The 14905-nt window shown below is 29.8% G+C and carries 18 protein-coding genes and 1 tRNA gene; 6 read left to right on the plus strand and 13 right to left on the minus strand.

Going from position 1 to position 14905, the window contains the following annotated elements:
• Nucleotides 1-426: 426 nt before the first annotated feature.
• The 7 genes from PNO30_RS08495 to spxA all read right to left on the minus strand — a co-directional run bounded on the left by PNO30_RS08495 (nt 427) and on the right by spxA (nt 4600).
• A complete protein-coding gene (locus PNO30_RS08495) occupies nt 427-885 on the minus strand; it encodes a DUF4064 domain-containing protein (RefSeq protein WP_271988058.1) in 459 nt (152 codons plus the stop codon).
• Nucleotides 885-1331 carry a Fur family transcriptional regulator gene (locus PNO30_RS08500; protein WP_271988061.1) on the minus strand — a complete coding sequence of 149 codons (447 nt, stop codon included), beginning with the start codon at nt 1329-1331 and terminating at the stop codon, nt 885-887. The genes PNO30_RS08495 and PNO30_RS08500 overlap by 1 nt, the downstream gene beginning before the upstream one ends.
• Nucleotides 1332-1334: 3 nt before the next feature.
• Nucleotides 1335-1886, minus strand: a complete 552-nt coding sequence (locus tag PNO30_RS08505) for an NUDIX hydrolase (protein WP_271988063.1) — start codon at nt 1884-1886, stop codon at nt 1335-1337.
• A 22-nt stretch (nt 1887-1908) separates the two neighbouring features.
• Nucleotides 1909-2829, minus strand: coding sequence for a ribonuclease Z (gene rnz / locus PNO30_RS08510; RefSeq protein ID WP_271988065.1), 921 nt, complete (start codon nt 2827-2829; stop codon nt 1909-1911).
• A 73-nt stretch (nt 2830-2902) separates the two neighbouring features.
• Nucleotides 2903-3184 carry a hypothetical protein gene (locus PNO30_RS08515; RefSeq protein WP_035467019.1) on the minus strand — a complete coding sequence of 94 codons (282 nt, stop codon included), beginning with the start codon at nt 3182-3184 and terminating at the stop codon, nt 2903-2905.
• Nucleotides 3185-3188: 4 nt separating this feature from the next.
• Nucleotides 3189-4067 (minus strand): S1 RNA-binding domain-containing protein, encoded by an 879-nt coding sequence (locus tag PNO30_RS08520; protein ID WP_271988068.1) that lies wholly within the window; start codon nt 4065-4067, stop codon nt 3189-3191.
• A 128-nt stretch (nt 4068-4195) separates the two neighbouring features.
• Entirely contained in the window at nt 4196-4600 is a 405-nt protein-coding gene (spxA, locus tag PNO30_RS08525; RefSeq protein WP_271988069.1) for a transcriptional regulator SpxA, read from the minus strand.
• 408 nt (nt 4601-5008) lie between these two features.
• Here spxA and PNO30_RS08530 point away from each other — a divergent pair.
• The 6 genes from PNO30_RS08530 (at nt 5009) to fni (ending at nt 9970) form a co-directional block, all read left to right on the plus strand.
• Nucleotides 5009-5092: transfer RNA gene (locus PNO30_RS08530), tRNA-Leu, on the plus strand.
• A gap of 156 nt (nt 5093-5248) precedes the next feature.
• The gene (locus tag PNO30_RS08535; RefSeq protein ID WP_271988071.1) at nt 5249-6139 is read left to right on the plus strand and encodes a cation diffusion facilitator family transporter; all 891 of its coding nucleotides are present in this window, start codon (nt 5249-5251) and stop codon (nt 6137-6139) included.
• Nucleotides 6140-6342: 203 nt separating this feature from the next.
• Nucleotides 6343-7149: a mevalonate kinase gene (locus PNO30_RS08540; RefSeq protein WP_271988073.1), complete on the plus strand. Its 807-nt coding sequence runs from the start codon at nt 6343-6345 to the stop codon at nt 7147-7149.
• Nucleotides 7131-8042, plus strand: coding sequence for a diphosphomevalonate decarboxylase (gene mvaD, locus PNO30_RS08545; RefSeq protein ID WP_271988075.1), 912 nt, complete (start codon nt 7131-7133; stop codon nt 8040-8042). The genes PNO30_RS08540 and mvaD overlap by 19 nt, the downstream gene beginning before the upstream one ends.
• Nucleotides 8009-8998: a mevalonate kinase gene (locus tag PNO30_RS08550; protein ID WP_271988077.1), complete on the plus strand. Its 990-nt coding sequence runs from the start codon at nt 8009-8011 to the stop codon at nt 8996-8998. Before mvaD ends, PNO30_RS08550 begins: the two co-directional genes overlap by 34 nt.
• A gap of 21 nt (nt 8999-9019) precedes the next feature.
• Complete coding sequence (gene fni / locus PNO30_RS08555; RefSeq protein WP_271988080.1) at nt 9020-9970, plus strand: type 2 isopentenyl-diphosphate Delta-isomerase; 951 nt, start codon at nt 9020-9022, stop codon at nt 9968-9970.
• A gap of 200 nt (nt 9971-10170) precedes the next feature.
• Here fni and PNO30_RS08560 read toward each other — a convergent pair whose 3' ends face one another.
• From PNO30_RS08560 to PNO30_RS08585, 6 genes are all read right to left on the minus strand, one after another.
• The gene (locus PNO30_RS08560) at nt 10171-10326 is read right to left on the minus strand and encodes a cytochrome C biogenesis protein (protein ID WP_271988082.1); all 156 of its coding nucleotides are present in this window, start codon (nt 10324-10326) and stop codon (nt 10171-10173) included.
• Nucleotides 10327-10518: 192 nt separating this feature from the next.
• On the minus strand, nt 10519-10692 hold the full coding sequence (rpsU, locus tag PNO30_RS08565; protein ID WP_003147339.1) for a 30S ribosomal protein S21: 174 nt from the start codon (nt 10690-10692) through the stop codon (nt 10519-10521).
• 214 nt (nt 10693-10906) lie between these two features.
• On the minus strand, nt 10907-11809 hold the full coding sequence (locus PNO30_RS08570; protein WP_271988084.1) for a class I SAM-dependent methyltransferase: 903 nt from the start codon (nt 11807-11809) through the stop codon (nt 10907-10909).
• A gap of 9 nt (nt 11810-11818) precedes the next feature.
• Complete coding sequence (gene dcm / locus PNO30_RS08575; RefSeq protein ID WP_271988087.1) at nt 11819-13066, minus strand: DNA (cytosine-5-)-methyltransferase; 1248 nt, start codon at nt 13064-13066, stop codon at nt 11819-11821.
• A 1-nt stretch (nt 13067) separates the two neighbouring features.
• Nucleotides 13068-14567 carry a Sau3AI family type II restriction endonuclease gene (locus PNO30_RS08580; protein ID WP_271988089.1) on the minus strand — a complete coding sequence of 500 codons (1500 nt, stop codon included), beginning with the start codon at nt 14565-14567 and terminating at the stop codon, nt 13068-13070.
• Between the two features lie 78 nt (nt 14568-14645).
• Complete coding sequence (locus PNO30_RS08585; RefSeq protein WP_271988091.1) at nt 14646-14834, minus strand: hypothetical protein; 189 nt, start codon at nt 14832-14834, stop codon at nt 14646-14648.
• Nucleotides 14835-14905: the final 71 nt, after the last annotated feature.

Genomic DNA, 14905 nt, shown 5'->3' on the forward strand with positions numbered 1-14905 from the left:
TCATACATCTCAACACATTTTACTTTAAACTCATAACTATAACGCATAAAAAATACCCCTTTCACTGGTTTGTCCAGTAAAAGGGGTACATATCATTCTTAAGAAACAAGATTTTGTCGAGTCACCCCCGCAAAGTTTATTAGATATCTAAAAAGCTTTTATAAAGCGAATTTAGATATCAATAAACCACTGCGTCAATGAGTTTTCATATACACTTTGTTAAATTTTAGGGATTTTTGTCAGTCCCATAACAAGTAGTCGGACGGATTCGCACCGCCATTTCTCTTTTCAGAGCGTATTCCTTCTTCAAACCACTGCCCTACTTGTTTCTTTTATTATATCAACTATCTTTCCATTATTCAAATTACTTAAGTTCATTAAAAGAAAATGACAAAAAATTTCCGAAGAAACTGAATTCCTCGGAAATTATGCTTCACGCTTATATTTTTCTGAATTTCTTATTAATATTATTCTTAATCCCAAGAAGAAATATATTACACAACTAATAAATAATATACCTAAACTAAAGATTAATAATAAGATGCTATACACTAAGAATAGAAATGCAACTACATTATGGTTTATACCTTTTTTCAAAATTGCAAATAATAATAGTAAAAATAAAACTATTAAAAGTGCGAAATATACCCAAGCAAGTTGTCCCATTACTTGGAAGATAAAATGCATATCCTTCGTAGAAACATTGGCACTATCTTGAGTAAGACGCGTTTGTTCACGAATTTGATCAACAATTTTGTTTCTTAAATACTCGTTTCCTACATATCCTCGAAATAGATTAATCATTCCACCTACAAATGCAATATATACAATATAAACTATACTAGAGATAAGTAATAATATCTTCTCTAATTTATCAAAATACATTAATTTTCACCTTTATTTTTGCAGTTAGCACAAGTTCCATAAAACGATAAAGAGTTATCTTGAACCTCAAAAGAATACTCTTTTTTCATATATTCAATAAGTTTATTGAATATTGGGTTAGATACTTTTTCGATGCTATTGCAGTTAGTACATATTAAATGATGATGAAGTTCGTCATCTACAGATTGTCTCAAATGATATTTAGAAACGCCATTGCTGAAAGATATTTTTTCTAATATTTTTAGTTCATAAAAAATATCTAGAGTTCTATAAACGGTAGCTATACCAATATCTGGTGTTTTTTCTTTAAGAATAAAATACAGTTCCTCTGCACTAAGATGTTTATCTTCATTTTCAACTAAAATCTCTACAATCTTTTCCCTTTGTGGAGTTAATTTGTATGAAGATTTTTGAATAATTTTAATTATTTCTTCATAAATACTCATATACTATTTCGCGCCTTTCCTATTTTTCAAGTAAGCTAATGCAAGCATCGTCTTACTGTCAGTTATAACATTATCATCTAAAAGCTTGAATGCTTCTTCAATTTTATATTTTCTTAAATTAATAAATTCATCGTCATCTGGATCAATTTCTCCAGCATATTCTAAATTATCAACATAGTAAATTGTGATTAACTCAGAGCTATAACCTAATGCTACGTGAACATCGCATAGTTTTTCCAGTCTTTCTTCTTCTACTACATATCCTGTTTCTTCACGTAATTCTCTAATAGCAGATAATTTTTTATTATCTTCACCTGGTTCTAGTTTCCCTGCAGGAATTTCTAAAGTTACTGCTTCTATAGCTTTTCTATATTGTTCAACAAGAACTACTTCATCATTTTTTGTTAAAGCTAATACTGCTACAGCACCCCTATGATTTATCAGCTCACGTTTTGAAGTTTCTCCATTAGGTAAAGTTACTGTATGTACTTCTACATCTAAAACTTTCCCCTTAAATATTTTTTCAACTTCAATAGTTTTTTCTTCTAAATTCATTTTCACAATCTCCTCTACATTTTTACAAACTATATTCTTCTAGATCATGTGCTATCTTTACATTACATTTATCACGTAATGATTCTATAGCCTCTTTTTCAATATTTCTATCATATCTAGCACTAATATGTGTTAGATACAGATTCTCAACCTTACTTTGTGGTATTATTTTTTCAATATCTAAAATGCTTAAATGATAGTTTTTTCTCGCATGGTGTGCATCTTCTTTAAGTAAATAAGTGCACTCTGAAATTATAACGTTACTGTTTTTAACAAACTCCCTCAAACCATCAAAGTACCTAGTATCCGGTATAATAGAAATTTCTTTTTCAGGTTTGTCTTCGGATAAAAATTCGCTTGAATTATACACTGTTCCGTTATATTCGAAAGTATCTGCTTCTTTAATTTCTTTGTAAAACGGACCTGGCATAATACCTAGCTCTTTCAATTTATTTGCATTCAAACTTCCTTTTTGTTTTTTGAATACAATTTTATATCCAAAACATTCAACATTATGTGTTAATGGATAACTAAAAACAGCTACATTTTTATTATCTATTATACACTGTTCACTAGAAATTTCAATATATTCTACCCTATAAGAAAGTGAACAATGTGTGAACAACAAATTGTTTTCTATGAAATCTTTAATACCAACTGGTCCATATATAGTAACATCAGAAGCCTTTGTGTCTAAAAGAAAACTTCTAGACGATAAGAATCCAATTAATCCAAGAACATGATCAGCATGAAGATGGCTAATAAATATTTTAGTTATTTTTGTTGGTTTAATATTTGTTCTTAAAATTTGATGCTGTGTCGCTTCACCACAATCAAACATCCAGCATTCTTTTAATTCTTGCATAAAATTAAAAACAAAACTCTGTGTATTTCTAAATTTTCCAGGAAGCCCTGCTCCTGTACCTAAAAATTGTACTTCCATCGTATTCCTCAATTCAATTCTCTAAAATAATAGTGGCCTAAAAAGAAATCCCATTTAAGCCACCTTATGTAATTTATAGTTTAACTACAAAAATCTGTGCATCTTGTAGGCATGTAATCACGTGTTCTACACCTGCTGGGATTTCTAATAGTTCAAATTCATTTACAGTTTCTACTTCTTCTTCAAAAGCTACTGTAATTTTCCCACTAATATTTAGTAATAAAATATTTTTATCATTACTATATGAGTCTGTTTGATTCCCTGTTTTAAGATTCATGTGCACTACTTGATATCTATCATTCTCTAAAACAATTCCACCTAACAATGCATTTTTATCTAATTTTATTTTTTTCATACTCTTATCTTCCTTTACGTTTGTATAACCCATCTTTTTCAATCATAATTAGTTTATTCTTGAATAATCTTCCTACCGCACGTTTAAAGCTTCCTTTACTCATTCCAAATACTGCTTTAATCTCTTCTGGATCAGATTTATCAGTAAATTCGCAATAACCGTTATTTTCGATATAGTCCATTATAGCTTGACCATCGCTATCCATTCTTTCGTGAGCACGTGGTAAGAATGAACCGTTGATTTCACCGTTATCTTTAACTCCTATAACACGCAGTGTCACTTTCTCACCAAGGCGTGGTTCTTTCTCACGTTCACTTTCATGAACGAAAACTTTGTAACCATCTTTTGTTAGTAAAAATGTTCCTACACGCATTAAACGATAAGGATAAGCTTCAATATCCTTGTTTTTCATACTCTTAGTAGCTTTTGAATATAATGATGCTACAATTGTTTCTGTCGCTAGACGAGCAAATAATTGTCCGCTGAAATCACGACGGAGTGTGATAAACAGCTCGTCCCCTTCTTTTGGCCAAACACTTCTTAACTTAGGTAAATCTTCTCCTAAAAGTGGGATTTCACGAGAGAACCCAATATCAAGCCCTACCCTATCTTCCTCAACTTTTACAACTTTACTAAATGCATAATCACCATAAGTTACTTCTGGTATATTTGGTGTAGCGAATAATTTCCCACTACGTGAAGGATATACGAACATTGAATACTCTTCTCCAATTTCGTAATCATCTAAACTTTCAACGTCAGATTCATTACAGCTTATTTCTTCTTCATTAGGACCTTTAAATACTAACGATGAACTCTTCTTCTCTACTAATTCTAGGAAATGAATCTCTCCTGTAATAAATTTAATATCTTCTTTTTCCATTAAGTACCTCTTTCTTTTATTTTTGTTAAATACTTTACAGTATTATTGTTGAGTATCTTCTCATAAAAAAAGGCTGATACCTAATATCAACCTTTAAATTAATCGGTAAAAGTAGTATCAGGGCGTACTTACTTAACCATATTTTTTATTTGTTTTAATTGATTTACTCTTATTTCCTTTGGAAGAAATCTTCTTATTTCATCTTCATTATACCCAACTTGTAATCTCTTATCATCAACAATGATAGGTCGTCTAAGCATTCCTGGATTATCTTGAATAACTTTATATAACTCTTGAATAGACATACTTTCGATATCCAAGTTTAATTTTTGGAACGTTTTTGATCTAAAGGAAATTATATCTTCTGTTCCGTGCTCTGTGATAGATAAAATATCTTTAATTTCATCTGTTGTTAGAGCTTCTGAAAAAATATTTCTTTCCACAAAGTCTATCTCATTTTCTATAAGCCAAGCTTTTGCTTTTCTACAAGAAGTACAACTAGGCGATGTAAACAACGTAACTACCACCAGCATTCACACTCCTTTATAAAAATAACATTAATATTTTTATAATTCTATATACTACTATATTATACTACATATATTATCGTTTTACAATATACTATTAGAAAAAATATTTTAATTTGTCAACTAAAAACACTTATTTTCTACATCTTTACAATCGACTATCCTTGTAAACACAAGGTTATTGTTGTACCCTTACATTTTTTATTTGATTAGTTAAATTAAATTATATAATAATAAACTCATAAAACACTTCTTTACATTATCTTACTATCATATTATACAATCTAAAACTAAAATATAAATAAAATCCATCAAAAATCTCTAATATTCATCAAAAATTATTATCTAGACCCCCTCCTTTATACCTCGAACTGAAATTGACAAAGTATTTTATGTGTGTTATCATAGACATATGCCAGCATGGCGGAATTGGCAGACGCACTGGACTCAAAATCCAGCGATGGCAACATCGTGCCGGTTCGACCCCGGCTGCTGGTATTAATATTTAAACAAAGGCACTAAGTATTTCTTAGTGTTTTTGTTTCGTTAAAGTTCACCTAAGAGAAATAATTTTAATTTTAAAATAACATTTTTTCTCTTGAATAATTTTTTTAAACCTGTTATAATGGTAAAACATTATTTTAGGAGGAAGCCATGAGTAATTCAATTTTCGATAAATTAAAACGTGCTGAACAAGGTGCCAAACTTAGTATTCTGTCATATTTATTGCTGACCGTTTTAAAACTTTGCGCTGGTCTATTTTTTAAATCTTCAGCCTTAGTTGCCGATGGTATTAACAACGCTACCGATGTAATTTCATCAGTTTGTGTTCTTATCGGTTTGAAAATCTCTAGAAAACCAGCAGATGAAGATCACCTTTATGGTCACTTTAGAGCCGAGCTTATATCTACATTAATAGCTTCATTTATTATGCTATATGCAGGGATCGAAGTAGTAATGTACGCGATAAAAAAAATCATCTCAGGAAAAATTGAACAACCTAACCTACTTTCTGCAGTTGTCGCTTTTATAGCGAGTGCTATTATGCTTGCAGTTTATTTCTATAATATTCGTCTAGCTAAAAAAATTGGAAGTAAATCTCTTAAAGCTGCGGCTCTTGATAATCTTAGCGATGCTTTTGTTTCTATCGGAACATTAATAGGAATCATCGCTACATATATCGGACTTCCAATAGCTGATTCAGTAGTCGCTATTATCGTAGGATTACTTATTATTTACACTGCTATTAGTATTTTCAAAGAATCTACACACGTTCTTACTGATGGCGTTGATACTGAAGTGATAGATAAGGTTAACGATATTGTAAATGATATTAAAGGTGTAACATCAATAGTAGATACGAAAGGTAGGACTCATGGCTTACTATACTTTATCGATATTACTGTTACTGTAGAACCATCATTAAATGTTAAACAAAGTCACGACATTACCGTGAAAATCGAAAAAGCATTATCTAAAGAATTCTATTATTGTGAAACTTTAGTACACTTAGAACCACATGGTATTGCTTGCCATTCATATTAAAATATTCTAAGGTGAAATTATACTTTTTTTAACTTAAGTTATTTCTAGTATAATTTCATCTTTTTTTGCTACACCGATGTTTGACAAAAACAAATACTAAAAGTATAATTATTGTACGTATAAAAGTATTTTCCACTATTAATTATCTTTTAATTAAATAGTATAAAATACTACTTAAATATAAAATTGGAGTTTTTAAATTTATGACGCACGCAAAAGCAATATTCTTCGGTGAACATGCAGTCGTTTATGGATACAAAGGAATTACTATTCCACTTCCACAAATGAATGTAGAAGTCACTTTAGAAAAAACAGATACAATTCAACAAAGAGATGAAATTCTTAGCTTTATCGCTGATTCATGTGGAATTGATAATAAAACAAAAATTAATATTACTAGTACCATCCCTGTAGGGCGTGGACTAGGTTCTTCCGCTGCGCTGAGTATCGCTATTGCACGTGCAAAAAAACTCCCAAATGTTAGAGAAATCGCTAATAAATGCGAAAAATTTATCCACGGGAATCCTAGCGGTATTGATGTAAATCAAGTGCTTAGTGATACTCCCCTTTTATTTTCAAAAAAAGACGGAGCTAGTGAGTTAAGTTTTAATTTAAATAGTTATTTACTGATTATCGATACTGGTGTTGTTGGAATCACTAAAGAAACTCTAAAACACATAGCTGATAATTATTTTAAATACGAGAAATATATTACTGAATTAGGTGAAATCACTGATTTAGTAATTGAACCGTTAAAAAATAAAAATATCGATCTTGTCGGACAATATATGTATAAAGCTCATAATTTACTACGAAAACTAGGAGTAAGTCATGCGAGCAATGATGAGGTTGTGGAAATTTGTAAAAACAATAATGCAATTGGTACCAAGCTAACTGGTGGTGGTGCTGGTGGTTGTTGTATTAGCCTTAGCAAAACAAAAGAAAATGCATTAGAAATTCAAAATGCATTAAAAGAGAAAGGATATTCATCATGGATAGTTACAGTTTAGGTTATGCTAATATTGCCTTAGTTAAATACTGGGGGAAAAAATCTAAAGATCCTGTCTTACCTTATAATCCTAATATTTCTTTAAGATTAGACAATCTTTTATCAAAAACAAAAATCGAAAAAAATAACAACAATGTTGATGAATTTTATATCAATGACGAAAAACAAAGCCAAGAAGAAGTTGATAAGATGATTAAATTCATCTCTAAATTTACACCTACTGAACGTGAAGCTATAACTATAAGAAGTTATAATACTGTGCCTACTGCTGCAGGACTTTCTTCAAGTTCTAGTGGTACTATGGCATTAGTTCTTGCTTGTAATGAATATTTCAAATTAAACAAAACTACTAAGGAATTAGTTGAAATAGCCAAAGAAGGTTCTGGTTCTTCATGCCGAAGCTTCTATAAACTTGCTGCTTGGCTTGAGGATGGAAGTGTTGAAGAGTTAGAATGCTCTCTAGACTTCGGAATGATGGTTCTTGTAGTTAATGAAGATAGAAAGAAAATTTCTAGTCGTGTAGCTATGGAGCGCTGTGTTCAAACATCGACAACATTCGATGCTTGGATAGAAAAAGCTAAAAACGATTTTGTATTAATGAAAGAAGCTCTAAAAGAAGCCGACTTCGAGAAAATTGGTGAGATTACAGAAAGTAACGCACTAGCTATGCATGGTACAACTTCTACATCTACTCCAAGTTTTTCGTTCTTAACTGAAGAAAGCTACATGGCTATGGATATCTTAAAAGAACTACGTTCTAAAGGTTATAGATGTTACTTCACTATGGATGCTGGCCCAAATGTGAAAGTACTATACTTAAGGGAAGATCAAGACAAATTATATGAGGAAATTTCAAAATTATGGAAGAAAAAAATAATTTTGTGCATGGAGTAGCATATGGTAAGCTCTATCTCGCTGGTGAATATGCGATTTTAGAAGATTACGCTTCAGCACTAATAACAAGTGTCCCTAAAAAAATTACAGTATTTGTAGAAGAAAGTGATAAAACTACTATCTTCGATACAATTAATAAAACTTCTGTTGGCCTTTTTGAAGAAAATAGTAACTTCACACTAGTTCAACAATTTATCCAATTTTTAACAGAATATACAAATAGTGATAAAACATTTTCTCTTACTATTTTCAATGAACTTCATAGTGATGATAAAAAATACGGTCTAGGTTCATCTGGCGCTGTTCTTGTCGCTATAGCTCGAGCAATACTATCATTCGAAAATATTACGTATAATGATCTAACTATTTTCAAATTGGTTGCCCTATTTAATATTAAACACAATCTAAGCGGATCTATGGGAGATGTTGCTGCGAGTATCAACGATGGGATTACCTTCTATCAAAAATTCAATGCCGAGTTCGTTAATAATATGATTCGCCAAAATAAATCTGTTAAAGAAATAATCAATACAAATTGGGATGGACTTCTTATTGAAAAAATACATCCTAAAGCTGATTTAAGCATCTTAGCACGATGGACTGGTGAAGCTGTTGATACGAAAGAGCACGTTAAACTTTGGAAACAACATAAAGATAATTACAAAGATGAATTTAAAGTTTTTGTAGAGACTTCTAATCACCTTGTAAAAACATTAAAAGATAATTTAGTAGAAACGGATGCATCAAATGCTCTTAATACGATAAATAAACTTAGAGAAAATCTATTATATTTAGAAAGTTTCTCTAAAATACCTATGGAAACTAATGCAATGAAAAATTATATTGACGCACATTCTGCTGGTAAACAGAGTGGTTCTGGTAGCGGTGATATTGTATTAGGATTTGAAAAAAATAACGATAAGTATCAACTACAACTGAACTTAGAAAAACTATAATATACTACGAAAGGATTAATTATGAGAAAAAAAGATCATATTAGATTAGCACTTGCTGATAAAACAAAAGTAACTAGCTTGGACTCATACGCAATTGATTACAATAGTATTCCACTTTTCGGATTAGATGATGTGGATACTTCTACATCAGTTTGTGGGGATCGTTGGGAATATCCATTCTTCATCAATGCTATAACTGCTGGTGGAGAAGATTGTAATAAAATTAATCAAGATTTTATGGAAGTTAGTGAAAAATGTGGAATTAAATTTTTCCCAGGATCATATTCTCCAGCTCTTAAGAGTAAAGAAGACGAAGAAGCTTATCCTAAAGGCTATTCAGTAAACTTAGGATTAGATAAAGATCCAAAACTTGTTTTAGAAGCAATTGAAAAATCACAAGCAAAATATATTCAACTTCATACTAATCCTCTTCAAGAAATCGTTATGCCTGAAGGTGATCATAACTTCGAAAGTTGGTACGCCAACCTAAAAGAAGTCAGCTCTAAATCTCCTATTCCTGTAATCTTAAAAGAAACAGGTTTTGGCATGAACGAAGCTACTATTAAACTAGCAATCGATTTAAATATTCCAGCCGTGGATATCAGCGGTATGGGGGGAACAAACTTCGCTAGAATCGAAAATGGACGAAGAACTGATAAATCAACATACCTAGAAGCAATTGGATACACTACAGCAGAAAGTCTAGAAATCGCCTACTCTTATAAAGATAAAATAGATATTATCGCAAGTGGTGGTATTCGTAATCCTCTAGATGTTGTAAAATGTCTAGCTTTAGGAGCTAAAGCAGTCGGTGTTTCTAAAATTTTCTTAGAAATCCTTGTAAATGAAGGAAAAGATGCCCTGATTCAAGAAATCGAAAAATGGAAAAAAGAAGTTAAGTTCTTGATGATACTTATGAATGCTAGAAATATAGCTGAATTAGATAAAAAAATAAGAAAAATAGAATTCTAAAAAAATAAGATTCCGTCCGTCTTGGATGGAATCTTATTTTTGTTTATGCTAGGGAAGACTCAAAAATTGGGATTTTGTCGAGTCACTCCACACAATTTATTAGATATCTAAAAAGCTTTTATAATACAAATTTAGATATCAATAAATCACTGAATCTATAAGCTCTCATATAAACTTTGTTACTTTTGGGATATCCCCTTCTACTTTTGAGCTTTTTCTAATGCTGATAGTCTTTTAATTGCTTTATTTAAATCATCTTGTAAATCATTAATTTTATTTTTATTCTTCTGATTTTCAGCAATTAAGTACCAACATGAAATTAGTAACATAATATTTAAACAAATTATTGCAAACATACTATTCTCCTAGTGATAATAATTAAAATAAGAATAACACAATTTCTTTCTTTTAACAAGAGCAGTCATACTCCATTATATAAAGATATAAAAAAACCTCATCTTTCGATGAGGTCCTTATTTTTTAAATAAATCTAAAAGAGGGAAAGTTTTTTAGATTTTATTAATAAATTGCGTGATAATTACCAATTATTAATATTTACGTTTTCTAGCCGCTTCAGATTTTTTCTTACGACGAACGCTTGGTTTTTCATAAAACTCACGTTTACGAACTTCTTGGATAGTTCCGTTTTTAGAAACAGCACGTTTGAAACGACGTAGTGCATCTTCTAGTGATTCATTTTTACGAACTACAGTTTTTGACATTGGATTTCCCTCCCTCCGATACTACAAAATCTTAATTTAATACTTAATTAAATGTTTAGAATGTAAAATAAATACAAACATTCAATCATTAAGACTGCTCTTTGAGCAATCTACTTACATATTGTATTATATTCTTACGTTCTTGTCAACCTTTAATAGCAATTTATTAACATATTTCTACGAAAATAACCTTTTCATTTATACATTAATGATGCTATTTTTCTAATAACCAATTTTTAAATTCTTCAATAAAATTAGCATAACCTTCTTTATTTTTATGACTAGGTACTTGAGCTAAAAATACTTGATTTGGCAATTTAGTTTGACCTTTTTTAGTTATTAAAATAATAGCTTTTTGTTGAGATGCATTTTTGAACATCTCATCTGGTAAAGTAATTACCGCATTTAAATTAATATCTTCTTCTAAGAACTTCTTGAAATTATCTTCAAGCTCAAGGACTTTTTTAGGTACTACTAATACTCCTACACCATTATCATTTAAATAATTAGATGCTTGCTCGATGAATAATAAGGCATTTAAGCTATATCCTTCAGCACTACAAAGTTTATAGTTTAAGCTATTATCCTCATCAGCATAATAGCCAAAAGGTACATCACTGATGATAACATCTTGTTTTTTGATATTTAAAGGTTTAAGTGCATCTTGATTAATGATCTCAACATTAGTTTCTAATAAATTGAAAATATTTTGTTGTAATCTAGCATAGTTATTATCAACATCTACAGAAGTTAATTCGTAGTCACCTTTTGATAAGGCAGCTAAGTTAATTAAGAAGTTTCCACTTCCACTAGCAAAATCAGCTACAGAAATTTTCTCATTATTGTATAAACACTCTAAAATATGAGATACGTACATAGTAATAACTTCTGGTGTAATGTCGTAACTTGGATTATTTAACTCTTTAAGAGCTTTTAATAGTAAAAACTGATAAACTTTCTTAATATCCTCTTTAGAGAAATTGTCGACAATATCAAAATACTCTTCATCATTCTCTAAAGTTAAGTAATTCACTAAAGAGTCAAAATACAACCCTTCACCTTTATTCTCTTCTACCTGTTTATCTATCTTAAAAAATAATTTTTCTAAATCTGACATGGTTCCTCCTTATTCATTTTCAATAATATTTTTTAATACTGGTTCTAATTTTGAAATTATTCCAGTTACTAACGCATTTCCCATCATAAAATATCTTCGACGCATAGGCATAGTGTTAGTCCAATTAGGCGGGAACATTTGTATCATCTCACACTCTACTTCTGTCAAAATTCGATATTTTTTATTAGTTTCATCAAATACTATGTGAGATGAACGATTAACAGTTCCCTCACTTGTTAGCATTGTTCTAGCAGGTTCTTTAATATTTTCAGGAAAACTCATTGCTCCTTCACTATAAATGTATTTATGCCCTGTTTTTGATTCACGCTCTATTCTTTTAGATCCTTTTAAATATTTCCATTTATCTAATTTATCTTCTTCTGCAAAGTATTTGCTTAAGTCTTCATCATTATATTTTTCTGCATTTTTTAATAACTTCTCTAGCGAATAAACTTCAGATTTTTTTGGAGTTACATCTCTGTGAATAATCTTTCCATCTATCATCATTCCAGTATCTAAAAACTTTCCATCTTTATAATTTTCTGTTACATCTAATGCATCAGAATAAGTATTAATATCTGTATTGAATAGAATATCTAATTCACTTTCCGTTGGAAAAACTTTCTCAAAAATACTGTTTTCTAGGTTTTGTTCATTTTTTATACTCTTAGAATACTTTGTATTTTTTTTAGAAGCAAAAATAAATACCCTTCTACGTTTCTGTGGCATTCCATAATCACCAGCATTTATTACTCTCCATTGTACATAGTATCCTAATTCATCAAACGTCTTTAGCATAATTGCAAAGTCACGCCCTCTTTGAGAGGCTGGAGATTTTAATAATCTATCTACATTCTCAAGAAGCACAAACGGAGTATTTTTTTCTACTAATACGTCTCTTATATCCCAAAAGAGTACACCTTTTTTCCCAGCTATTCCCTTTTCACCACTTAAAGAACGTGCAACTGAGTAGTCTTGACAAGGAAATCCTCCAACCAATAAGGTATGATTTGGAATTTTTTTCTTATCAACTAAATTAATATCTTCATTTGAACAGTCATCTTCTCCAAATCTTGTTGTGTAGCATTCAAAGGCGTGTTGTGTCTTTGTTGAAGGTTCAAATTGATTCGCCCAAACAAAATTCCATCCACCTTTTTCTATAGCTTTTCCACTTTTTTTATCAAATTCGCTTATTTGATTTAATCCAACTCTGAATCCACCAACTCCAGCGAATAATTCTACAACATCTAAATTCATGTTATTCTCCTTCAATTATATCCTGAATATTCTTTAAAACATACTTTTTATTTAACCAAAAACATTGTTTTGTCATCTTATTTCCATTTGGCAATTCATCCATATCACTCTCTGTACCATTACCGTATTTTATTCCATTTATTACATATGCCGATCTCTGCGCATGTGGTCTTAGATGGAATATTTGTGTTTCTTTTGACTTTAATAAGTTATTACTTATTCTATTATCTTTTATTTCAAATTCAATCCCATCAATAAATTGCGATTGATATCTTTCCCACTCGAGTTTTCCAATTCCTTCTAAATCTGATATTGGCATATTCCAAAATTTAGAACCTACTAGCTCATATTCTCCTGCCATATTTTCTTTAAATACAACAAATAGAAATCTTTTTTCATAAAAATAATTATATAGTTCTGAACTATCAAAGGTCTCTTGAACAAAATCTAAAATTTTAAATTTTGGAAATGACATACTCTCTCTAGGATTACCTTTTTTATCTATCCTTATTGTTTTTATTCCTATATTAGCTTTTTCAAATTCTTCAACATTATCAGTCTTAACACCAAGCATTCTTGATATCAAACTACTATTTGCTTGTTTAGAATTCTTATTGATTTCAAATTGACAATATAGTTCCTCTTCTGTTTTCCCTTTATATTCATTAATCTTGTTTAATACTACATTATCAAAAGTTTCTTCTTTCAATTCTGTATTTTTCAAAATAGAATCATATGTATTAATTTGTCCAACAACATAATTATTAATCACATATGACATGTATGATTGTTTTAATGAGTATGCTCTTCTTTTTGCAGGAATTTCACTATAATATTGCTTTTGCTCACTTTTCTTAGCTGTTGCTCCTTTGGTACATGCACCTAAATATTTTGTATCACCTTCAGATAGTTCATGTGCTCTACCTTGTTGAATTTTTGTAATAATTGTAGAATAATCCTCTTTAATAATTATTAAATCTTCTCTACAGTTCTCTGATAAAATAGAAAACAGTTTTACATACTCTATACTATACTCTGTTCTTAAAATATCTTTTTCTCTTAAATACAAAATTAACAACATTAATCTCATTTTTTCTAGTACATGAGATTTTTCAAACACTGGTTCAACAGGTCTATCATTAGGTATCATAGTAATAACTAATCTTTCTCCTGCCTTTAAACTACCATCTCTTTTTTTCTCTATTGGTGTTACCTTTAATTCTGTACCAGCTTCTAAAAAATCAGGATTAGAATCACTATTTGGTTTGTAGTAAAAATAATATTCTTCTAACAGATTTCCTAGACTACCTTTCCCTCTAGGATTATTAAAATATGCTATTTTTTCTTGAAGTTCATTCTTTTCTGAGTAACCAATACCACTTTCTCTTATCTCACTATTTGAATAATAGTCTTTTAGTACTTCAAAAAACTTTTTTCCTTCTAATTTTTTAGCATATTTCTCTATAGCCAATGGATTATGTTTATCATAAGGTAAATTCACAATAATACAGCTCCTAATCAAATAATAATTATTATACCATAATTTTTACAGCAATATGTCTATAATCATTTAATTTATCTATTTTTCTTTATCGAAAAAATCATTTAATAAATTTACATCATCATTCTCATAATATTCTTGATATAATTTATCCAAAACTAATTCATCTTTTATATTTTTTTCTATGTAAATCATAGCCTTAATATATTCTTTATAATTCGATTCTGCTATTCTTTCAATAACTTTTACTATTTCTAAATATCCCATAATAATTCTTCCTCTAATTTTGCTATATTAGATCCTATCATTTATTCATCCAAGTGTCAACAAAAAAACAA

This window comes from Gemella haemolysans, assembly GCF_028308085.1.
Taxonomy (GTDB): domain Bacteria; phylum Bacillota; class Bacilli; order Staphylococcales; family Gemellaceae; genus Gemella; species Gemella haemolysans_D.